The organism is Rhizobium sp. AN73 (assembly GCF_030757975.1).
GTDB lineage: Bacteria > Pseudomonadota > Alphaproteobacteria > Rhizobiales > Rhizobiaceae > Agrobacterium > Agrobacterium arsenijevicii.
Map to the genome: position 1 here is coordinate 2501 of NZ_JARWME010000002.1, position 21997 is coordinate 24497.

General features: G+C 57.7%; 15 protein-coding genes, 1 tRNA gene, 2 rRNA genes and 1 pseudogene. 14 read left to right on the forward strand and 5 right to left on the reverse strand.

Going from position 1 to position 21997, the window contains the following annotated elements; all coding sequences use genetic code 11:
• Positions 1–539 precede the first annotated feature (539 nt).
• The 3 genes from RBH10_RS09910 to RBH10_RS09920 all read left to right on the forward strand — a co-directional run bounded on the left by RBH10_RS09910 (position 540) and on the right by RBH10_RS09920 (position 4006).
• A 23S ribosomal RNA gene (locus RBH10_RS09910) occupies positions 540–3337 on the forward strand.
• A 250-nt stretch (positions 3338–3587) separates the two neighbouring features.
• Positions 3588–3702, forward strand: a 5S ribosomal RNA gene (rrf, locus tag RBH10_RS09915).
• A 227-nt stretch (positions 3703–3929) separates the two neighbouring features.
• A tRNA-Met gene (locus tag RBH10_RS09920) sits at positions 3930–4006 on the forward strand.
• Between the two features lie 156 nt (positions 4007–4162).
• On the opposite strand, the gene RBH10_RS09925 is transcribed toward RBH10_RS09920, so the two are convergent.
• Positions 4163–4648, reverse strand: coding sequence for a hypothetical protein (locus tag RBH10_RS09925; RefSeq protein WP_372339785.1), 486 nt, complete (start codon positions 4646–4648; stop codon positions 4163–4165).
• Between the two features lie 201 nt (positions 4649–4849).
• The gene (locus tag RBH10_RS09930; protein WP_281037341.1) at positions 4850–5749 is read right to left on the reverse strand and encodes a LysR family transcriptional regulator; all 900 of its coding nucleotides are present in this window, start codon (positions 5747–5749) and stop codon (positions 4850–4852) included.
• Positions 5750–5867: 118 nt separating this feature from the next.
• On the opposite strand from RBH10_RS09930, the gene RBH10_RS09935 reads away from it, so the two are divergent.
• Positions 5868–6800: a VOC family protein gene (locus RBH10_RS09935; protein WP_281037340.1), complete on the forward strand. Its 933-nt coding sequence runs from the start codon at positions 5868–5870 to the stop codon at positions 6798–6800.
• Positions 6801–6842: 42 nt separating this feature from the next.
• Here the strand turns inward: RBH10_RS09935 and RBH10_RS09940 are convergent, their stop codons facing one another.
• Entirely contained in the window at positions 6843–7751 is a 909-nt protein-coding gene (locus RBH10_RS09940) for an AraC family transcriptional regulator (RefSeq protein ID WP_281037339.1), read from the reverse strand.
• Positions 7752–7846: 95 nt separating this feature from the next.
• Here RBH10_RS09940 and RBH10_RS09945 point away from each other — a divergent pair, with 95 nt between their 5' ends.
• Positions 7847–8596, forward strand: coding sequence for an SDR family oxidoreductase (locus tag RBH10_RS09945; protein WP_281037338.1), 750 nt, complete (start codon positions 7847–7849; stop codon positions 8594–8596).
• A 39-nt stretch (positions 8597–8635) separates the two neighbouring features.
• On the opposite strand, the gene RBH10_RS09950 is transcribed toward RBH10_RS09945, so the two are convergent.
• Together RBH10_RS09950 and RBH10_RS09955 are read right to left on the reverse strand one after the other, a co-directional pair.
• The gene (locus RBH10_RS09950; RefSeq protein ID WP_281037337.1) at positions 8636–11746 is read right to left on the reverse strand and encodes a multidrug efflux RND transporter permease subunit; all 3111 of its coding nucleotides are present in this window, start codon (positions 11744–11746) and stop codon (positions 8636–8638) included.
• A gap of 13 nt (positions 11747–11759) precedes the next feature.
• Positions 11760–12896 (reverse strand): efflux RND transporter periplasmic adaptor subunit, encoded by a 1137-nt coding sequence (locus tag RBH10_RS09955; protein WP_281037336.1) that lies wholly within the window; start codon positions 12894–12896, stop codon positions 11760–11762.
• A 202-nt stretch (positions 12897–13098) separates the two neighbouring features.
• Here RBH10_RS09955 and RBH10_RS09960 point away from each other — a divergent pair, with 202 nt between their 5' ends.
• The 9 genes and pseudogenes from RBH10_RS09960 (at position 13099) to RBH10_RS10000 (ending at position 21997) form a co-directional block, all read left to right on the forward strand.
• On the forward strand, positions 13099–13788 hold the full coding sequence (locus RBH10_RS09960) for a response regulator (protein ID WP_281037335.1): 690 nt from the start codon (positions 13099–13101) through the stop codon (positions 13786–13788).
• Positions 13788–14849 carry an ATP-binding protein gene (locus RBH10_RS09965; protein ID WP_281037334.1) on the forward strand — a complete coding sequence of 354 codons (1062 nt, stop codon included), beginning with the start codon at positions 13788–13790 and terminating at the stop codon, positions 14847–14849. The genes RBH10_RS09960 and RBH10_RS09965 overlap by 1 nt, the downstream gene beginning before the upstream one ends.
• Before the next feature lie 215 nt (positions 14850–15064).
• A complete protein-coding gene (locus RBH10_RS09970; RefSeq protein ID WP_281037333.1) occupies positions 15065–16600 on the forward strand; it encodes an MFS transporter in 1536 nt (511 codons plus the stop codon).
• Between the two features lie 83 nt (positions 16601–16683).
• Positions 16684–17256 (forward strand): cytochrome b, encoded by a 573-nt coding sequence (locus tag RBH10_RS09975; RefSeq protein WP_281037332.1) that lies wholly within the window; start codon positions 16684–16686, stop codon positions 17254–17256.
• Positions 17257–17664: 408 nt separating this feature from the next.
• Positions 17665–18807, forward strand: a complete 1143-nt coding sequence (locus RBH10_RS09980) for an HD domain-containing phosphohydrolase (protein ID WP_281037331.1) — start codon at positions 17665–17667, stop codon at positions 18805–18807.
• Positions 18800–19120: a hypothetical protein gene (locus RBH10_RS09985; RefSeq protein WP_281037330.1), complete on the forward strand. Its 321-nt coding sequence runs from the start codon at positions 18800–18802 to the stop codon at positions 19118–19120. The genes RBH10_RS09980 and RBH10_RS09985 overlap by 8 nt, the downstream gene beginning before the upstream one ends.
• Before the next feature lies 1 nt (position 19121).
• Entirely contained in the window at positions 19122–19490 is a 369-nt protein-coding gene (locus tag RBH10_RS09990) for a response regulator (protein ID WP_045017908.1), read from the forward strand.
• Positions 19487–21455: pseudogene (locus tag RBH10_RS09995) on the forward strand (chemotaxis protein CheA). Before RBH10_RS09990 ends, RBH10_RS09995 begins: the two are co-directional and overlap by 4 nt.
• The gene (locus RBH10_RS10000) at positions 21452–21997 is read left to right on the forward strand and encodes a chemotaxis protein CheW (protein ID WP_281037328.1); all 546 of its coding nucleotides are present in this window, start codon (positions 21452–21454) and stop codon (positions 21995–21997) included. The pseudogene RBH10_RS09995 and the gene RBH10_RS10000 overlap by 4 nt, the downstream one beginning before the upstream one ends.

Here is a 21997-nt window from a genome sequence, read left to right on the forward strand (position 1 = left end):
CCGCTGCGCTCCAGACAGGCCGGCCAATCATGGCCGACGGCCTTGCGGCCTGTATGGGTGAACTGATCGGCGTGAAGCGTTATCCTTTTGAAGAAATAAAAGTTTGCATCGTTCGCAAGAACTGATGCCTGTTCTGAATACATTGTGAAGAGAAGATATGTCTGGAAGCTTCCAGGTGTTTTGGGTTTAGGCCCAAGGCGTCCGAGCCCAGTCCCAGAGAAACCTTGTGATGGCTTAGTCGGCCGGAATTGGTGGAGGGATTGGAGGTAGGAAGGAAAGCTTGTCCGAGGCATTTTTGTTGTTTGAAGGTTTAGGCCTTCATCTGATGAAGATGCTGGATTGGTGTTGCCTGACCGCGCATCACCGGATGATATCTCGAGAAGCTGGTCTTAATGATACGACCTCGAAGTGCACCGGCGTGCCTTCATATGGGGATTGTATCGAACACGTCGATGTCATCAGGAAATGACCTGGTTGTAAAAGGTAACCGGGTTGCCGTTCCTTCGGAACGGCTATGGATGAGCATAGACAATGAGAACGAAGAAGTGAATTAAGGGCATTTGGTGGATGCCTTGGCATGCACAGGCGAAGAAGGACGTGATACGCTGCGAAAAGCCGTGGGGAGCTGCGAATAAGCTTTGATCCATGGATCTCCGAATGGGGCAACCCACCTTAAATGCTTGGAAAATCCAGTCTGTTTTATGAACGGCCTGGGTTTCCAAGCATTGTGATAAGGTATCTTACTTTCGAATACATAGGGGTAAGAAGCGAACGCAGGGAACTGAAACATCTAAGTACCTGCAGGAAAGGACATCAACCGAGACTCCGTAAGTAGTGGCGAGCGAACGCGGACCAGGCCAGTGGCAATGATGAATAAAGCGGAACGATTTGGAAAAGTCGGCCATAGAGGGTGATAGCCCCTTACGCGTAGAACAGTCATTGTCCTTGAGTAGGGCGGGGCACGTGAAATCCTGTCTGAACATGGGGAGACCACTCTCCAAGCCTAAGTACTCGTGCATGACCGATAGCGAACAAGTACCGTGAGGGAAAGGTGAAAAGCACCCCGACGAGGGGAGTGAAATAGAACCTGAAACCGGATGCCTACAAACAGTCGGAGCCCGCAAGGGTGACGGCGTACCTTTTGTATAATGGGTCAACGACTTAGTGTAACTAGCAAGCTTAAGCCGGTAGGTGTAGGCGCAGCGAAAGCGAGTCTGAATAGGGCGATTTAGTTAGTTGCATTAGACCCGAAACCGAGTGATCTAGCCATGAGCAGGCTGAAGGTTGGGTAACACCAACTGGAGGGCCGAACCCGTATCTGTTGCAATAGATTGGGATGACTTGTGGCTAGGGGTGAAAGGCCAATCAAACTCGGAAATAGCTGGTTCTCCGCGAAATCTATTTAGGTAGAGCGTCGACCGAATACCCTCGGGGGTAGAGCACTGGATGGGCTATGGGGACTCACCGTCTTACTGATCCTAACCAAACTCCGAATACCGAGGAGTACTAGTCGGCAGACACACGGCGGGTGCTAACGTCCGTCGTGAAGAGGGCAACAACCCTGACCTCCAGCTAAGGTCCCCAAGTCATGGCTAAGTGGGAAAGGATGTGAGGATCCCAAAACAACCAGGATGTTGGCTTAGAAGCAGCCATCATTTAAAGAAAGCGTAACAGCTCACTGGTCTAAATAAGGGTCTTTGCGCCGAAAATGTAACGGGGCTAAAGCCATGCACCGAAGCTGAGGATATGCCGTAAGGCATGTGGTAGCGGAGCGTTCCGTAAGTCTGTGAAGGGGTACCTGTGAGGGGCCCTGGAGATATCGGAAGTGCGAATGTTGACATGAGTAACGATAAAGGGAGTGAGAGACTCCCTCGCCGAAAGACCAAGGGTTCCTGCTTAAAGTTAATCTGAGCAGGGTTAGCCGGCCCCTAAGACGAGGCGGACACGCGTAGTCGATGGGAACCACGTTAATATTCGTGGGCCTGGTGGTAGTGACGGATCTCGTGTGTTGTACATTCTTACTGGATTGAATGTGCGGCGAAGAGGTTCCAGGAAATAGCTCCACCGTATAGACCGTACCCGAAACCGACACAGGTGGTCAGGTAGAGTATACCAAGGCGCTTGAGAGAACTATGTTGAAGGAACTCGGCAAATTGCACGCGTAACTTCGGAAGAAGCGTGACCCCATTTTACGCAAGTATGATGGGGTGGCACAGACCAGGGGGTAGCGACTGTTTATCAAAAACACAGGGCTCTGCGAAGTAGCAATACGACGTATAGGGTCTGACGCCTGCCCGGTGCTGGAAGGTTAAAGGGAGGGGTGCAAGCTCTGAACTGAAGCCCCAGTAAACGGCGGCCGTAACTATAACGGTCCTAAGGTAGCGAAATTCCTTGTCGGGTAAGTTCCGACCTGCACGAATGGCGTAACGACTTCCCCGCTGTCTCCAACATAGACTCAGTGAAATTGAATTCCCCGTGAAGATGCGGGGTTCCTGCGGTCAGACGGAAAGACCCCGTGCACCTTTACTATAGCTTTACACTGGCATTCGCCAAGGCATGTGTAGGATAGGTGGTAGGCTTTGAAGCATGGACGCCAGTTCGTGTGGAGCCATCCTTGAAATACCACCCTTATCTTCGTGGATGTCTAACCGCGGTCCGTTATCCGGATCCGGGACAGTGTATGGTGGGTAGTTTGACTGGGGCGGTCGCCTCCGAAAGAGTAACGGAGGCGCGCGATGGTGGGCTCAGACCGGTCGGAAATCGGTCGTCGAGTGCAATGGCATAAGCCCGCCTGACTGCGAGACTGACAAGTCGAGCAGAGACGAAAGTCGGTCATAGTGATCCGGTGGTCCCGTGTGGAAGGGCCATCGCTCAACGGATAAAAGGTACGCCGGGGATAACAGGCTGATGACCCCCAAGAGTCCATATCGACGGGGTTGTTTGGCACCTCGATGTCGACTCATCGCATCCTGGGGCTGGAGCAGGTCCCAAGGGTATGGCTGTTCGCCATTTAAAGCGGTACGTGAGTTGGGTTCAGAACGTCGTGAGACAGTTCGGTCCCTATCTGCCGTGGGTGTAGGAATATTGACAGGATCTGTCCCTAGTACGAGAGGACCGGGATGGACGTATCTCTGGTGGATCTGTTGTCCTGCCAAGGGCATAGCAGAGTAGCTATATACGGAATGGATAACCGCTGAAGGCATCTAAGCGGGAAACCAACCTGAAAACGAGTGTTCCCTATCAGAGCCGTGGAAGACGACCACGTTGATAGGACGGGTGTGGAAGCATGGCAACATGTGAAGCTTACCGTTACTAATAGCTCGATCGACTTCTTCGTTCCCATTGAATATGTTCATCGATGATGAACATCATCTGTTCTGTTCTGTCCTGACGCGCATAGCGCTCCGGACGGGCCGCGCCACAGGGCGCGACGACCTCTGGTCTGTATGGCTGCCACGCTCATCCTTGAGCAAAGGTGGAATACGGATCGGTCGCAGAAAGACGTGTTAAATTAAATGAAGCGCAAGCTTCCCAGCTTCTCGAAAACTGTTTCCATCTCATAAATGGAAATCGTTGCGTTTTGCCGACCTGGTGGTTATCGCGGGGCGGCTGCACCCGTTCCCTTTCCGAACACGGCCGTGAAACGCCCCAGCGCCAATGGTACTTCGTCTCAAGACGCGGGAGAGTAGGTCGCTGCCAGGTCTGCAAAACGCAACAATAAATCTTCTCATTCACATACCTCGGCCCAGCCGATACAAAGGGCCGCCATAAGCGGCCTTTTTGCATTGCGGAACATGAAAACATAAGGAAAACGCCCCGTGCGTCCCTTACAGGAGACAAATCGCCTTCGGCAATTTGCTCCGGCAGTATGCATCACAGCTTCCCTGTGATGCAGTCGCGATAAATCCCATAGGGATTTACGCTGGTAACGCGGGGTGGAGCAGCCCGGTAGCTCGTCAGGCTCATAACCTGAAGGCCGCAGGTTCAAATCCTGCCCCCGCAACCAAAATTACCAGATTATCAAAGGGCTCCGAGGAAACTCGGAGCCCTTTTTGTGTTTTGGTCTTCGCAGACGCGACCCAAAAGTTCTTCAAGCTTTCTTTCTCCTTAAGAAAGCTCCTGCAAACCCGGTGCGGCTCAAGGCACTTTACTCAAACTCAAATCATTCGATCTGGAGCTCGAGCGTTTTTGCAATCGCGTCATAGTGCTGCGACGACACAGTATTCTTTTCGGTCGCATATTTGGCGCTCACTTGCCGCGCGGCCTCGACTGCTATTCGAAATGCGTCAATTCGGGCCTGAGGCTCAAGCTCTGTTCGGTCAACGCCGTCATCGCTGAATGCAACGACCTGGTATCCATCGCCAAGATCAACGACACCGATCTGGGGAAGACCATGCTTCATTTGGCCAAAGAAAGCCGGCCCGGCCCGGTTACCGTCGCGGCGGCGCAACATGCCGGTACCCGTGGCCTTCCCGTCAACGCATGTGCCCGTCCAGAAAGTGGGTCCATTCGTCAAGGACGCCGGCGCGGTAAATTTGCAGTGGGTCATCGGATCTTCCGACCAATGATGATCGACTGATCCGGCGAATGCCGGCGGGACAGAGACCGTCATCAGCGCGATCCACGCGGCGTAAGGCAATTTTTTCATTTTATCGAATCCTGTCACCAAGTCAGAAACTTCCCTCTTCGGTACCGCTAGTGGTCATGGGCAAGCCTGATCCATAGGAGTTCGATTTGAACTCGTCTATTTCACGGGTGTACTTCGCTGCTCTTCATCCGACGTGCAGATCGAGCCTGTCGATACGCTGTTTGAATAACGGTTCGGCAATTCGGTGAGGACCGTGAATGTCTATTCCAGCGTCGCCATGTGTGACGACAATTGGTCCTCGAAGAATTTCGAGAAAGTGGCGATGCGGGGTGGCAGGGCCTGGTAGGGCGGATAATAGAGCGTCAGCCAAAGCTCCGGCGGCGACCAGCCACGCAGGACATGAACAAGGCGGCCGCTGCGGAGATGGCCGGCGATGTGAAACCCCGGTAGCATGGCCACACCCGATCCATCCGCCGCCATATCGGCGAGGACTTCGCCATTATTGGCGCTGAATGCACGGCCGGCCGCGATGGTGATGCTCGATCCGCCGTCTGAAAGCACCCAGTTTTCCCGTCTGCTTTCACCGCTATAGGCAAGGCAATCGTCCGGGGTCAGTTCGCTTGGATGCTGCATCCCGGTGAACCGGCTGCCGGGTGCCGCCACCAATATTCTCGGCACGGCTCTGATCTTGCGCCAGATGGTGAACTTGTCAGAAGGGGCCGAGGAAATGCGGATCGCCAGATCGTAGTCGTCATCGACTATGTTGACGAGGCCGTCCGACAGGGAAATCTCGAAGCACATTTTCGGATAAAGTTCCCGGAAACCCGAGAGGATCGGCGGTAGCACCGTCTTGCCGAGCCATGTCGGAGCGCTGATCCTCAGCCGGCCCTGATCAGCCTTATGAGCATTCCGGACATCGCGCCGGGCACTTTCCAATGCCTCGACGGCTGGCTGAATTTGTGCGGCAAAGACGGCACCGTCCGTCGTCAACGAGACCTGACGGGTGGTGCGGACAAAAAGCTGTACACCAAGATCATCTTCAAGCGCGGCGATGGCCCGGGTGACGGCCGCCGCCGTCATGCCCAGTTCGCGGGCGACCTGGGCGAAGTTACGCTTTTCGGCCGCCATCAGAAACGTTTTGAGAGCTTTATGGTCGTTCATCTTATTATTTCAAAATCCGCAATGCATTCGAGATAAATATTGCAATTCTGTAGCGCAATCAAGTGGGTTACATCTCTCTCCATCGAAACGGACACACGAATGAAGAAAGGCGCCGGCGATGATCAAGGATATCAAGGGCCTGCACCACGTCACCTCCATGGCGTCGGACGCACGGCAGAACAACAGATTTTTCACTGAGACGCTCGGCCTGCGCCGGGTGAAGAAGACCGTTAATTTTGACGAGCCCGGCGTCTATCACCTTTATTACGGTGACGAGCAGGGTACACCGGGCACGGTCATGACCTACTTCCCCTTCGCGCATATGATGGCCGGTCGTCCCGGCGTCGGTGAGGTTGGGGAGACCCAGTTTTCCATTCCGAAGGGCGCGCTTGGTTTCTGGAAAGACCGTCTCATTGCAGAAGGCGTTGCTGGCATTCAGGCCGATACGGTGTTTGGCGCCAATCGCCTGCGCTTCATCGGCCCCGATGGTGACGGCCTTGCGCTGATCGAAAAGGGTAATGATGCGCGTGCTCCGTGGCTGGCGGAAGGCATCGCCGAAGACAACGCCATTCGCGGTTTCACCGGCGCACGTTTTAATCTTCACGATACGGCCGCAACCGAAGAACTTCTGCGTTTCATGGGTTATGAGCGGGCCGAGGTTGAGGGCGATGTGACGCGCTTCGTCATTCCCGGTGGTAACGGTGCGGATACGATCGATCTTGCCGCCTTGCCGAAGACGCCTTTTGCGCGTCAGGGAGCGGGTTCGGTTCATCATATCGCCTTTGCGGTCGAAAACCGCGAAAAGCAGCTCGAGGTTCGCAAGGCGCTGATGGATACCGGCTATCAGGTAACCCCGGTCATCGACCGCGATTATTTCTGGGCGATCTATTTCCAGACCCCAGGCGGGATCCTGTTCGAGATTGCAACCAACGAACCCGGTTTCGACCGGGATGAGGATACGGCGCATCTTGGTGAGGCACTCAAGTTGCCGAACCGGTATGAGCCCTTCCGGGACAGGATCGAGGCCAACTTGGCTCCGCTTACCGCGTAAGGTGAGCATCCGATCCGCACCGACCTTCGATGCCGGGCATGCTTACCCCGGCATCGCGTGGTTGCGGGCGAAGCTGCCCGGTGCCATGCCGATCCGCTTGCGGAATGCGGTGCTGAAGGCGCTGGCGGATTCGTAGCCAATCTCGTCCGCGATCCGGTCCAACGGCTTTGCCCCACGCACCAGCGCATCCTTGGCGAGACCCATGCGCCAGCGGGCCAGATATTCTATCGGCGCACAACCCAAAATCTCAGTGAACCGCGCGGCAAAGGCCGAGCGCGACATGCCGGCTATCCCGGCAAGGTCGGCGACGGTCCAGTTCGCGCGGACGTCGGCGTGGATGGCTTTCAGCACGCGGGCAATGCCCGGCTCGCGCATGCCGTTCAACAGCCCCGCTGGAGCTAGCTCATTGCCGAGGCTGCGCCAACGCAACGCTTCGACCAGCAGCACCTCCAGCATGCGCTGGACAATCAGTTCCTTGCCGGGTTCGTTGGCGATACATTCCTCCGACAATAATTCTACCAGCCGCCCAAACCGTGATGCCCGCCCTGCCGATGCAGGGATGTGGATGAGATCGGGCAGCAATCCGAGCAGAAGCGGTGCGTTGATCCGCTCGAACGCAAAGCTGCCGCCGAGTGCGGTAAAGCAGGGTTCGCCTTCCTGATCCCCATGCCTGACTGCCTCGCTTCTCGGCTCGACCGGGATGCATGCGACACCCGGTTCGCTGCAAAGCGAGAAGGCGGGTGTTGTCGGCAACAGCAGGAAATCACCTTGCGCTAGCTGCAACGGCTCCCTGCCATCGAAGATGACCCATGCTGTTCCGGAAAGAACGATGGTGAAACCCGGCGCGTCGTGTGCCTGATATCGGACACCCCAAGTACCACGGCCTGAAATCGGCTTTGAAACGGCGGCACTGGGCTGCAGGAGGGTGATGATGTCGCTGAGTGGATCCATTCTGGACGATCAATAACTATTACTGGATTTCTGATTATGTATCGTCTTGATGGCGTTGTCTATGCTTCTCCTTAATGAAACCAAGGAGACAGATGATGTCGAAGACGATCCTGATTACCGGTACTTCATCGGGTTATGGCAAAGCGGTTGCCGAATTTTTTCTTTCCAAGGGGTGGAATGTCATCGCAACGATGCGGCGCCCCGATTTTGCATTGTTCGGTGGCAAAACAGACAGGTTGCGTGTGTTGCCCCTCGATGTGACGAGCAAACAGAGTATCGCCGCCCTCATCGAAGCGGCCGGGCCGGTGGATGTGCTGGTCAACAATGCCGGTATCGGCATGGTCGGCGCGTTCGAGGCCACGCCGATGGCGGCGATCCGCAGGATTTTCGATACCAACAGCTTCGGCGTTATGGCGATGACGCAGGCGATTATCCCGCAGATGCGTGAACGTCGATCCGGCACCATCGTCAACGTAACGTCCAGTGTCACGCTCGGATCGTTTCCGCTGGCAGCGGCCTATACTGCCAGCAAACAGGCGATCGAGGGTTTTTCAGGTTCGCTGGCGCACGAACTTGGCTATTTCGATATCCGCGTGAAGCTGGTCCAGCCCGGTTATGCGCCGACGACGAGTTTTACGGCGAATGCCATCCTGCCGCTGGATCAACTGCTTCCGGGCGACTATGCCGAATTTGCGCAGCCAATTCTTGCGGGCTTTGCCAGACCGACCCTGACGACGAAGGAAAGCGATGTTGCGGAGGCGGTGTGGAACGCTGTCCATGATACCGCCGGACAGCTCCGCTTTCCCGCGGGTCCGGACGCCGTGGCGCTGATGCAGGCGAACTGACAAAGCCCGCTGTATTCAGCGCCCCGGCGGTATCCGGGACTATGGCACAGGCTGGGTTTCTGCCGATTGCCTGCCTTGCCAAAGCCGTGCGACGATCACGAAAAAGACCGGAACGAAAAGCACGGCGAGAATGGTTGCCGAAATCATTCCACCGAAAAGGCCGGTTCCGATGGCGTTTTGTGTCTCGGAGCTGGCCCCCTTGGCGATCACCAGCGGAAGGATGCCCAGGGTAAAGGCAAGCGACGTCATGACGATTGGGCGCAAGCGCAACCGCGAGGCTTCGATCACCGCTTCCGACAAATTCAGCCCTTCCGCCTGCCGTTTTCGCGCAAATTCGATGATCAATACGGCGTTCTTGGCTGAAAGTCCTATCAGCGTAATCAGCCCGACTTTGAAAAAGACGTCGTTTTCCAGACCTCTGAGGTGAACGGCGATCACCGCACCCAGAATACCCAGAGGCACCACCAGCATGACGGACAGCGGAACGGTCCAGCTTTCGTATAAGGCTGCGAGCACGAGGAAAACGATCAGAAAGGAAAACGCCATCAGCAAGGGCGCCTGCGCGCCGGATTGCCGCTCCTGCAACGACTGGCCGGTCCATTCCACGGCAAAGCCCTTGGGCAGCCGGGAGGCGAGGCTTTCCATCTCCTCCATCGCCTTGCCGCTCGAGACACCGGCGGCGGCCGATCCGGAAATGCTCATGGAGGGATAACCGTTGTAGCGGGTTACCTGCAGAGGAATAGTCGACCATTCCGCCGTGACGAATTCCGAGAGCCGCACCATTTTTCCGGTGTCGTTTCTGACATGAAGGCTCAAGACGTCATCCACCTGCATGCGGCTATAGGCTTCGGCCTGCACGATAACCTGTTGCAGGCGTCCGGCACGCGGAAAGTCGTTGATGTAGGTGGAGCCTACCGCACCGCCCAGCGTGTCGCTGATCGCGGAATAGGCAACACCGAGCGCGCTTGCCTTCTGCCGGTCGATCAGCAGCGTGACGCTTGGCCCGCTCGGCAGACCATCTACGCGAACATCGCTCAGAAGGCTGCTTTTACCGGCCAGCTGCGTCAGCTGCGCGGAAGCGGCAAGAAGCGCGTCCGCGCCATGGTTGGCTCGGTCCTGCAACCGTAGCGCAAAGCCTGACGTCGTGCCGAGTTCGTCGATTGCCGGCGGTTTCAGGCTGAAGACCTGCCCTTCTTCGGCGGCGGACATGGCGGTCGTTGCGGCAGTCAGTTCTTCATCCACGGTCGTGGACCGTTTGCCCCAGTCCTTCAGCGTAGTGAAGGACATGGCCGTATTCGCACCGGAACCGGAAAAACCGAAGCCCATGATGGTCAGGTTGTTCTCGATGTCAGGGCGTTCCTTCACATGTTCTTCGAACAGATTGACGACCGCACGCGTGCGCTCCGCCGTCGCCTCGGCCGGCAATGTGAAGGACGTCATGAAGGAGCCTTGATCCTCCTCCGGCACGAAAGCCGTTGGCAAAGTGCTGTAACCATAGGCCAGCGCCGCGACGATGGCGGCATAGACCACCATAACCCGGCCGGTCTTGCCAATGAGGACCGCCACCCAGCCGGCATAACGGGTGGTAAGCCGCTCGAAACCACGATTGAAGCGAGCGAAGAAGCCGGTGCGCTGGTGGTGATCCGCCGCGATCGGTTTCAGCAGCGTGGCGCAAAGCGCCGGTGTGAGGCTGAGCGCCAGGAAAGCGGAAAACAGGATCGACACGGCCATCGAAACCGTGAACTGCCGATAGATCGCGCCCACCGAACCGCTGGCCATGCCCATGGGCAGGAACACGGCGGTGAGGACAAGCGTGATGCCGATGACGGCGCCGGAGATTTCGCTCATCGCCTTCCTGGTCGCCTCCCGCGGTGACAGACCTTCCGTCGCCATGATGCGTTCGACGTTTTCGACCACCACGATCGCGTCATCCACGATTATGCCGATTGCGAGCACCATGCCGAACATGGTCAGGGCATTGATCGAATAACCGATCGCCAGCATCACCGCGAATGTGCCGAGAAGCGCGATGGGTGCGACGATCGCCGGGATCAGGGTGTAGCGAATGTTCTGGAGGAACAGCAGCATGATGAGAAAGACGAGAACCATCGCTTCGGCGAGCGTCTGCACCACCTTCTGGATCGACACTTTCACGAAAGGCGCGGTATCGTAGGAAATCGCATATTCTAGACCCGCAGGCATCGTCGTCGCCAGTTCCGCCAGTCGGTCGCGCACACCTTTCGAGGTGCTGACCGCATTGGCTCCGGGCGTCATCTGGATGGCCGCGGCCGTTGCGGGCTTGCCACCGTCGAGGATCGAGAAGCTCGATGTCTGCGATCCGATCTCGATCCTTGCGACGTCGCCGAGCGTCAGTTTCGAGCCGTCGGGATTGGAGCGGAGAATGACTTGCGCAAATTCCTCCGGCGTCTGCAATTGTCCGTAAACATTCAAGGGAACGCTGACTTTCTGGCCGGGAAGGGCAGGGGCTTCACCCAGTCGCCCGGGGGCCACCTGTACGTTCTGCGACTGGATCGCCTGTGTGACTTCAGTCATCGAGATCGAATAGGACACAAGGCGTACCGGATCGACCCATACGCGCATCGCCGCTTCCGAGCCGAAGGATTGCACGCGCCCGACACCGGCTACGCGCTTCAGTTCCGGCGAGATGTTGCGCACGAGATAATCGTCAAGCGCGAGCGGATCGAGCCCACCATTGGTGGATTTCAAGGAGACGATCATCAAAAATCCGGAGGAAGCCGCCTCCACGGTGAGGCCGGCACGGCGCACCTGCTCCGGCAACCTCGGCTCGATTGCCTTCAGACGGTTTTGAACGTCGACCTGCGCAAGCTCCGGATCGGTGCCGGGCTTGAACGTGACGGTAATGTTGGCGCTGCCGGACGAGTCGGCCGAGGAGTCGAAATAGAGGATGTTCTTTGCGCTCGAAAGCTCGCGTTCGATCAGGCTGGTGACACTGTCGTTGATGGTTTGCGGCGTCGCTCCGGTATAGGTCGCATAGATCGAAACACTCGGCGGTGCGATTACCGGAAAGCGCGAGACGGGAAGCTGCGGGATCGAAATGACCCCGGCTATGACGATCAGAATGGCGATGACCCAGGCAAAAACGGGCCGGTTGATAAAGAACTGTGGCATGGTCGACCGCTCCTTAGCTTTTTATGTCGTTGGCGGATGGGCGGTAGGGCGTCGTTTGCAGTTTCTCGCCGGGCTGCACGCGGTCTTGTCCGAGGATGACGATGGTTTCACCGGCGGAAACGCCGTGCAGCACCATGTATTGGCCATCGACAAGAGCGCCGGTTTCGACGTTGCGCCGGTTGCCTGTGCCATCGGCACCTAAGACGATAAGCTGCGGTCGCCCCGATGGGTCCCGAAGCACCGCTTCCTGCGGCACCATCAGCGCCTGGGAATAAATGGCGCGCGGCACCTTGGCGCGGATATACATGCCAGGCAGTAATTGCTGGGCAGGATTGGGAACAAGGATCCGGATGCCGAGGCTGCCGGTGGCGGCATCGACGGAAATATCGGAGAACAATAGCTTTCCGGGTTGCTCGTATGGCTTGCCGGCGATGGAGAAGATTTTCACCGGCAGCCCTTCGGTCTTCTCGCCGCCGCCGTCGGAGGCCATGTCCCTGAGCAGTTCCTTGCTCATCGATGACTGCCGGACGTCAACATAGACCTGATCGATCTGCTGAACGACCGCCAGCGGCGCGGTTGCCGAAGACGATGCGAGGCCGCCTTCGCTCATGAAGGACTGGCCGATTACACCCGCAATCGGGCTACTGATCGTGGCGTAGGACAATTCGAGCTTGCGCCGCGCCAGATTGGCCTTCGCTTCGGCGACATTTGCCTTGGCCTGGGCGAGTGTCGCCGTGGCATTGTTAAAGGATTCCGCGCTCAGGATTTTCTGCGACGACAGAAGTCCGGCACGATCGAACTTGATCTGTGCGTTCAGCAGTTCGGCTTCGGCACGCGCCAGTACCGCAGCACTTGCCTCGGCGTCGGCAGCAAAGGGTGCCGGGTCGATCTGGAAAAGCGGCGTGCGCGCATCGACCGACGCTCCTTCCTGAAACAGCTTCTTCTGGATGATGCCGTTCACCTGTGCGCGTATCTCGGCGGTGCGGTAGGCAGAAATACGTCCCGGCAATTCGTCGTAAACGACCACTTTTGCGGGTTGGACATTCAATACGCTGACGCGAGCCGCTTCCGTATGTTCGGTGGCAGCCGCCTGGCGTGAGGCTTTCTCATCGCCGCAGGCGGACAGAAAAACGGCCGGAAAAAGGAGCACAGCAATTTTCAACCGGTGAGATGTGCGTCGCAGGGGCATTTTTTACCATCCAAAATCGTGAGAGACTTGTTATGCCGCAGCCCTTAGGCGCGTCAGGTTTCGGTTTTGTGGAGGTTGTGTTGCTGGCCGATGGAGGCGGGCGTGCGATGCTCGACGGCGGTCGCTTTCGGTGGCATTGATGGGCCAAGGAGTTCAAATAACCATGGCAGCACTAGTTTTGATCGCCGAGGACGATGTGAATATCGCCGGCATTCTCGAGGCCTATTTCACCCGCGAGGGGTTTCGCACGGTGCACGCCCGCGACGGCAAAGTGGCACTGGAACTGCACCTTTCACTGAAACCCGATATCGTTCTTGTCGATGTGACGATGCCGCGTCTCGATGGCTGGGAAGTTCTGGCCGAGGTTCGCAGGCGCGGGAACACGCCCGCCATCATGATCACCGCTCTCGACAAGGAGATGGACCGGCTTCAGGGTCTGCGGATCGGTGCGGACGATTATATCGTCAAACCCTTCAATCCCATTGAAGTCGTCGCCCGGGCCAAGGCGGTTCTGCGGCGGGCGGGCCTTGCCCATGCGGGTGCGGTTGTCCGGGTCGGCCCTCTCACCATAGATCTGGACAGCTATCAGGCACGGCTTGAAAAAGACGGCGATGTGAGGCCGCTGATGCTGACGCTGACGGAGTTCCGGCTGCTTGCGCATCTGGCAAGGACACCCAGCAAGGCGTTTACGCGCAGCGAACTCGTGGATGCCTGTCTTCCCGGTTCCGATGCGCTGGACCGCACGGTGGACAGCCATCTGAGCAAGTTGCGCAAGAAGCTCGATCAGGCCGGTGCCGAAGGCATGCTCGCGAGCATTCGCGGCATTGGTTACCGGCTGGCGGTGGATCCGTGATGCTGCGACAGGGGCTGAGCCGACAAATCCTGCTCGCCATGTCGGCCGTGACGGTGATTGCCGCGCTTGTCGTTTTCTTCGGGACCTACATCGCCTTCAGCATCATTTTCTATTTCCACCCCTGGTCGGAAACATCCGATGACTGGTTGACGGGTCTGGATTTCCTCATCCTGTCGGGCCTGATCTTCGTTGCGCTCATCGGGGCGGCGGTCGCCTCCGTCAGACTGGCGAAGCGTATTCTCGAGCCTCTTGAATCGCTTGCCCAAAGTGCCAGACGCATCAAGGACGGCGATCTGTCCGCGCGCGCGTTTCCCGGAGACCGTTCGCTTGGAGAAACGGCACATCTGGTTGCGGATTTCAATGCCATGGCGCAACGCCTGCAGGACATGGCGGCGGATATGACGCTGTGGAATGCGACGATCGCGCATGAACTGCGCACCCCGCTGACGATTTTGAAAGGGCGGCTGCAGGGCATTATCGATGGTGTGTTCGAACCCGATGAACACTCGTTGCAGGGCCTTGTTCTTCAAGTGGATTCCCTTGCGCGGCTGGTGGAAGATCTCCGAACCGTCACGCTTGCCGATAGCGGCCATCTCGATCTTCGTCTCGAGCCGGTTCCCCTAAAGGCCGAAATTCAAAAACTGGCTCTTCTGGTCGAGCCGGAATTGAAAGCGGATGGTTTCGAACTGAGGCTCGATCTGGCCGATATCGTCGTTCAGGCGGATGCGCTGCGAATCCGTCAGGCGCTTCTGGCCCTGATAACCAATGCGCGCCGGTACGCGGTACGGGGCGCCATCGAGATCGCGGTTGTCGAAGAAGGCCAACGGGCCGTCATTCGCGTTTCGGACGAAGGGCCGGGGCTTGCAAGTGATATCGCTCCGAGAGCGTTCGAACCCTTTACCCGAGGCGTGCAGTCGGGGCTCCAGGAGGCGGCGGGCAGCGGGCTCGGATTGTCCGTCGTTCGCGCCGTCGTCGAGGCGCATGGCGGCGAGATCCGCTACAGTCCATCTGCGAAGGGTGGCGCGATGTTCGAGATATCGCTTGGAAAACCAATCTCATAGTTAGCGGGGGGCGGGTTCTTTTTTGAACCCACCATCGATGCGGGGATGGGTGGCAATTTATTCCACTCCATACATTCTCCACATTTCCTCCATCAAAACGCAAAGCCCAACCGATAATTGCTGCGATGCGGAATTGGATTGTCGCAAGGCCGTACAAATTGGTCAGCGCCAGCTTTCCGTATCCCGAAACACAAGCGTGAACATCGGTTAAGAAAATGGCACTCTCCTTCGACAGCAAGATTACCCAGCCTCCAGAGCGCTCCAAGCGGAGATGGCTGATCCTCTTTGCGGTCATGCTCGCATTTTTGCCCGTCGTCCTCGACATGACGATCCTGCATATCGCCGTGCCGTCACTGACATTGGCATTGCAGGCTTCGAGCACCGAGGTGCTCTGGATCATCGATATCTACTCGCTGCTGATGGCCGGCCTGCTTGTGCCGATGGGCACGCTCGCCGACCGCATCGGTCATCGAAAGGTGCTGTTGACGGGTCTGATGATCTTCGGCACAGCCTCCATCGTCGCGGCTTTTTCCACCACGCCGGCCATGCTGATTGCCGGGCGTATCCTGCTCGCATTCGGCGCTTCGATGATCATGCCCTGCGTGCTTGGAATTATCCGTCGGACATTCGAAGATCCGGGCGAACGCGCCATGGCGCTGGGACTCTGGGGAACGGTGGGAGCGGCGGGTGCTGCCGTCGGCCCGCTCGTGGGTGGCGCTTTGCTGGAGCATTTCTGGTGGGGTTCGGTTTTCCTCATCAACATTCCGGTGGTTCTTCTGATCGCCCCGATCATCGCCTTCGCTTTGCCGAAAAATGAGCCGGTTGCGCCGGGAAAATGGCAGATCCAGCAGGCCCTGCTGCTTATCGTCGGCATCGTCGCTCTGGTTTTCGCAGTGAAATCCGGGTTTGGCGAAAAGCAGCCGCTCTGGATCGCGGCCGGTGCCGCATTCGCAGGGTTTGCCGCCGTCTTCATCTTCGTCAGAAGCCAGCTTGTGGCGGCAGAGCCGATGCTTGACCTGTCCCTGTTCTCCCGCCCGGCGATCGTTACCGGCATCGCAATGGCCATCGTCACTGCCGGCGCCCTTGCCGGGGTGGAACTGACGCTTGCGCAGGAATTGCAGTTCGTTCTCGACAAGTCTCCGCTCGAAGCCGGCCTTTTCATGCTGCCAATCATGGCGGCTGCGGCCCTGGGCGGCCCGGTTGCGGGCTTTCTTTCGAACCGGTTCGGACTGCGGGTGGTTGCAAGTCTTTCGCTCCTCGTTGCCGCCTTTTCGCTGGCGGCACTGGCGCAATCGAATTTTCACCAGCCGGGCACGGTCGTTCCGGCACTTCTGGCCTTGCTTGGCCTTTCCTTGAGTATCGGACTGACCGCCTCGTCGATTGCCATCATGGGTGCTGTCGAGGCTGAGAAAGGCGGTGCTGCGGGTTCTCTGGAAGCCACGGGTTACGAGCTTGGCGCGGGTCTTGGCATCACGCTCTTTGGTGTGGCGCTTTCGGCAATATATGCCGCCTCGATGACGGTGCCGGAGGGTGTTGCGCCGGAGTATGCGGAAGCGGCGATCCGCTCCATCGGCGACACCTATGTGGTGGCCGAAAAGCTTTCCGGCGATCTTGCCACATCGTTGATCGGCGCGGGCAAAAGCGCTTTCTCGACCGCACATGCCGTGCTTCTCACATCTGCCGCAACCCTGCTCGGCACTCTCGCCTTGGCGGTGTTCTTCACCTTGAAAAACGCCAGTGCAGAAACATGAGAGGTCGTCAAAAAATCAGGCTGTCCCAAGCAGCCCGATGAAACGTGCGATCCAACCAAACACTCGCCTTGGAGAAGGTTTTCATGTCCAGCCTGATAAAAACACGTCTTGTGGCAAAATACCCCCTGCCTGTTCGCTGTCTGCACTGGCTGCGGGCGTTGCTGGTCATCTGTCTGATCGCCTCCGGCTGGTACATGACGAGCCTGCCGGAGAGCGACATGGCAACGGCTTCGTTTCTCTACCCAAATCACAAGCAATTCGGTGTTCTGGTCTGGTTGCTGGCGCTCGTCCATCTTGCGCTTCGCTGGCGATACAAGAAGATCATGCCCACGACACCGCCGGCACTCGCGCCATGGGAAAAAATGCTCTCGCATGCGGTCCATTGGATGCTGATCACCTTGACACTTCTCGTGCCTTTGCTTGGCTATTCGCTTTCAAGCAGTTTTTCGCAAAGCGACGGCGTTCCCTTTTTCTTTATCCAGCACCTGCCGGAACTGCTTCCTAAAAATGATGCGGCCTTTGCCGTATTTGATGCGCTTCACAAATACGGCGCCTATCTGATGCTGGCCTGTATCGCTCTTCACGTTGCCGGATCGCTGAAGCACAGGCTGATTGACAGGGGCGGAGAAACGGACGTCATTCCCCGCATGTTCTGATGGTTGTGGGTCGTGAAATGTTGACCTGACAAAAATGCGTGTATGGGGCGGCGGCGACTAGCTTGCCGCCCTTTTTACAGTCAGGTACTTCCTCCATTTATAGAGCGATTGCCGGCTGAACCGAGCCGCTCCGAAACCGGATCACATTCCCGTGGGATGGGGCGCTACCGGCGCTTCATTATAAGTATTGATAAGTCACACTTAAGTCACTGTTAACCAACATCTGGTCAATTTATTCATATAAGAAGTTGTCTACGCACACTAATTTCGCGCAGACGCTTCATTCCCCTGACCGCATGACGCGGTCGTCTTTTCCCAAAAAAATGTTTCCTGATCCGTTGAATTCTCTCCGTGAAGCGGAGGAGTTCGCGCGTCCATTCGCCCGCAATCCAATGATAGCGAGGACTTGTGCAAATCGTATTGGTCGATGACAGCAAATCTATTCTTGTTGCCTTAAATGCGACGATCCGGGAGCTTTCGGATGTGCGCAACATTGTGGAGTTCACCGATCCCACGGAGGCGCTGGAATTCTGCCGCCACAATGCCGTCGATCTGCTTGTGGTCGATTATACGATGCCGAAATATAATGGCATACAGCTTCTCAAGGCACTGAATGCATATGAGCATTTCTCGCATGTGCCTGTCATCATGATCACCTCGGAAAGAGGCCGGCCTATCCTTATCGAAGCGATAGAGACCGGTGTGACGGAATTCATCCATAAGCCCTTCGACCCCGTGGAGCTGAAGGCGCGGGTGCGCAATCTCCTCGCCTTGCGCAAGGCGCAGTGCGATCTTGCCGGACAGGCAAGCAGGCTGGTGGATGAGGTGCGCAAGGCCACCCGGCAACTGGCGGCCCGCGAAGAGGAAATCATCTGGCGCTTGGCGCGCGCCATCGAATTCCGCGACGGCCACACCGGCGATCATATTTCCCGCGTCGCGCAAATCAGCATGCTGATGGCGAAGGATCTCGGCCTCGATGACGAGCATTGCCGCATGATCTATCTCGCCGCGCCGCTGCACGATGTCGGCAAGATCGGAATTTCCGACAGCGTGCTGCTGAAGCCGGGTCGTCTGACACCGGACGAGATCACCGAAATGCGAAAACATGTCGGTATCGGTGTGCAAATTCTCGAAAACGGATCATCCGACCTGCTGCGCATAGCGGAGGCGATTGCTGGCGGCCATCACGAAAAATGGGATGGAACGGGATATCCGCACGGCTTGTCGGGTGATCGCATTCCGCTGGAAGCCCGTATCGTCGCCATTGCCGATGTCTTCGAGGCTCTCTGCTCCGAGCGTCCCTACAAGAAGGCGTGGTCGGCCGAAGAGGCGTACGCCCATGTTATCGCGCAGAGCGGCAGCCATTTCGATCCCGCCTGCGTCGCGGCTTTCCAACGGCAATGGACCCTGATCGAGAGGCTCATGACGGGTCATGAGGTTCTGGAGATCGAAGTACCGAGCCTGGAAATGCCGGACGAGCCGGAAGAACAGTCGATCAAGGTGGACGGCCGCAAGGACATCGAAGCCGTTCGGGAGGTTCCCCATGTCTGATGAAACCACGAACGAAACACTGAAATTGCCGCAGGCACTTTCCATCCGGTCGATTGCCGCCGCGCATGGTCTTCTTCTGGACAATCTTCGAGACACCGACAGGCTGGTGGTCGAGGTGCCGGAAAACGCGGATGCCGATCTGAGCTTCGTGCAGCTCATGGAAGCCTCGCGCAATTTCGCAGCACAGAACAACAAGACGATAACATTGAAAGAGCCGGCCGGCGGTCAGGTTTTGCAGACATTGCGGCGGGGCGGTTTCCTGTCGCGGATGGATGCAGCCTCCCGCCAATTCTGGCTGCATGAAAGGACATAAAGTGAGCGCACATATTTTAACGGTTGATGATTCCGCCAGCATCCGGATGACGACGAAGATCGCTCTCACGGGTGCAGGTTACCAGATTACCGAGGCTGTCGATGGGCAGGATGGTCTTGCCAAGGCGAAGGGCGCGAATTTCGACCTGATCGTCACTGATCTCAACATGCCGAATATGAATGGTCTCGAAATGATCGAGGCGCTTCGGCAATCGCCGGCCCATACCGGCATTCCGATCATCTTTCTGACCACGGAATCCGATGCCGACATGAAGGCGCGCGCCAAGGCCGCCGGCGCCACCGGCTGGTTGACCAAGCCTTTCGATGCCGAACACCTGGTCAAGATCGTCAGAAAGGTCCTCGGAAAATGACGACACTGGACCCTATTCAGGTTTTCAGAACGGAGGCGGCGGAACTCTTCGAGCAAATCGAGGGGGGGCCTTCTGGATCTGCTTCACGATTTGACCGATCAGGATCAGATCGACGCCGTTTTCCGCGGACTGCATACATTGAAGGGGTCCGGGGCAATGTTCGGATTCGAGGCGCTTGCCGCCTTCACCCACCATTGCGAAACCGCCTTCGACCGGGTGCGCAAGGGCGAGGTCCCGGCAACCAGCGAGTTGGTCGCAGCCGTTCTCGAAGCGCAGGATCATATGCAGGCGCTGGTCGACAATCCGCACGGCGTGCAGGGTGATGTTGGCGAGCAGCTGCTTGCCAAGCTTCGTGCCGCAGTCGGCACCCATGGCGATGGCGGTGTCCTGACCCATATTCCTGCGCAGAATATCGCGAGAGAGAAGATAAAACCGAAAGCCGCCACATGGGAAATCCGGTTCCGGCTGCCCGTCAACGCCATGGCGAACGGAACCAATCCGCTCGGTCTTCTGGATGAGCTGGCCGAGCTTGGCGATTGTGAGATCGTCGCCGACACCTCGAAGGTGCCACCTCTCGACGCCCTCAATCCGAGCGACCTCCATCTTGGCTGGACAGTCCGGCTGACGACCGATCAGCCGCAATCGGCGATCGACGATGTCTTCATCTTCGTGATGGACGATATGGAGATCGATATCCGTGCAATCGAAGCGGTTGTCGAAGAACAACCGCCCGTTCCCGAAATTCTGCCGGAAGTCAAAAAAATCGCAGCCGACCCGAAGGGCGGCAAGACGGCTGAAAACGTGCGGGTGCCGGCTGAACGCCTTGACGAGTTGATGGACCGGGTGGGTGAACTTGTCATCGCCCAGTCCCGCCTTTCGCAGCTGGCCGGCGGCAGCGTCGATATTCTGCTGCGCTCGGTTTCGGAGGATGTCGAGCGTCTTTCCGGAGAACTTCGCGATACGATGATGGTATTGCGCATGGTGCCGATCTCCCAGCTTTTTGGTCGGTTCCGTCGTCTGATCCACGATCTGGCGCGGGAAACCGGCAAGCAGATCGAGCTGGAAACCGAGGGCGAGGGCACGGAAGTCGACAAGGCCGTGATCGAGCGTCTGGCTGATCCCCTCGTGCACCTTGTCCGTAACTCCTGCGATCATGGCCTTGAGAAAAGCGATGAGCGTGTGGCAGCCGGCAAACCGGCGACGGGACGGATCACCCTCATTGCCCGCCAGTCGGGTGGCGATGTGACGATTACCATCCGCGATGATGGCCGTGGCATCGATCGCCAGCGCGTCCGGGCGAAAGCGGAGGCTTCCGGTCTTCTGGCTCCGAACGCACAGGTCAGCGATCAGGAACTGCTGCAGATGATCTTCCAGCCGGGCTTTTCGACGGCTTCGGAAGTCACCAGTCTTTCCGGCCGTGGTGTCGGCATGGATGTGGTGAAGAAGAGTGTCGAGGCCCTTCGCGGCACGATCAGCGTCACCAGCACGCCGGGCGCGGGTTCGGAAGTTTCACTGGCGATCCCGTTGACGCTGGCGATCATCGACGGCCTGCTCGTGCGCGTCGGCAATGGTTGTTACGTCATTCCGCTGCCGGCGGTGGAGGAATGCCTCGAACTGTCGCCCGACGACGATATTCGCTCGCGGGGCCGGTCCTTCATTTCACTGCGCGAGAGCCTCGTTCCCTTCATTCGCCTGCGCGAATTGTTCAATACCGGAACGAAGCCCGATCAATTCCAGAAGATCGTCGTCATTTCCACCGGCTCCGAACGGGTCGGGCTTGTGGTCGACCAAATCATCGGCGACCACCAGACCGTCATCAAGGCCATGTCGAAACTGCACCATGACGTCGCGACCTTCTCCGGTGCAACCATCCTCGGTGACGGCAATGTCGCCCTCATCCTCGATGTCGCCCATCTGGTGATAGCGGGGCAACAGCAGGAGGCGCGCTTGCGGGCAGCGGGATGAACCAGTCTCTCTTGAAACAGACCGACGAATTTTGGGGCGCTTCCGACGCGGTGGAGGTGCTGACCTTCAACATCGCAGGCGAGACCTTCGCCATAGAGGCGGCGAAGGTGCGGGAAATTCTCGATCTCCTGCCGGAAACCGCTGTTCCCGGTGCGAAAACCTTCGTGGCGAGCGTTATCAACTTCCGCGGCAAGGTCATTCCACTGGCTGATATCCGCCTCGCCTTCGGCATGGACGCCACTGAGCGGACGATTGATAGCCGCATCGTTGTCATAGAACTGCAGTTCGACGATGAGCCGGCACTGATCGGCATCAGGACCGACAAGGTCAATGAGGTGACGACGTTCAGCAGGGCAGCAAGCGAGCCGCCGCCGAGTGTCGGCATGCGGTGGCGGGCGGATTATATCCACTGCCTGATCAAACGCGGCAGCGAGTTCGTCATTCTTCCCAATCTGACAGCAATTTTCACGGGGCATCGCGAGGCCGGACCGATTTCTTCCAGCGCGCGCGGCAACGTCATCGAACTTTCCAAGGAGCATTGA

Coding starts and splice junctions, on each gene's coding strand:
- RBH10_RS09925 (WP_372339785.1), bottom strand. CDS start 4,648: ATGAAAAAATTGCCTTACGCCGCGTGGATCGCGCTGATGACGGTCTCT.
- RBH10_RS09930 (WP_281037341.1), bottom strand. CDS start 5,749: ATGAACGACCATAAAGCTCTCAAAACGTTTCTGATGGCGGCCGAAAAG.
- RBH10_RS09935 (WP_281037340.1), top strand. CDS start 5,868: ATGATCAAGGATATCAAGGGCCTGCACCACGTCACCTCCATGGCGTCG.
- RBH10_RS09940 (WP_281037339.1), bottom strand. CDS start 7,751: ATGGATCCACTCAGCGACATCATCACCCTCCTGCAGCCCAGTGCCGCC.
- RBH10_RS09945 (WP_281037338.1), top strand. CDS start 7,847: ATGTCGAAGACGATCCTGATTACCGGTACTTCATCGGGTTATGGCAAA.
- RBH10_RS09950 (WP_281037337.1), bottom strand. CDS start 11,746: ATGCCACAGTTCTTTATCAACCGGCCCGTTTTTGCCTGGGTCATCGCC.
- RBH10_RS09960 (WP_281037335.1), top strand. CDS start 13,099: ATGGCAGCACTAGTTTTGATCGCCGAGGACGATGTGAATATCGCCGGC.
- RBH10_RS09965 (WP_281037334.1), top strand. CDS start 13,788: ATGCTGCGACAGGGGCTGAGCCGACAAATCCTGCTCGCCATGTCGGCC.
- RBH10_RS09970 (WP_281037333.1), top strand. CDS start 15,065: ATGGCACTCTCCTTCGACAGCAAGATTACCCAGCCTCCAGAGCGCTCC.
- RBH10_RS09975 (WP_281037332.1), top strand. CDS start 16,684: ATGTCCAGCCTGATAAAAACACGTCTTGTGGCAAAATACCCCCTGCCT.
- RBH10_RS09985 (WP_281037330.1), top strand. CDS start 18,800: ATGTCTGATGAAACCACGAACGAAACACTGAAATTGCCGCAGGCACTT.
- RBH10_RS10000 (WP_281037328.1), top strand. CDS start 21,452: ATGAACCAGTCTCTCTTGAAACAGACCGACGAATTTTGGGGCGCTTCC.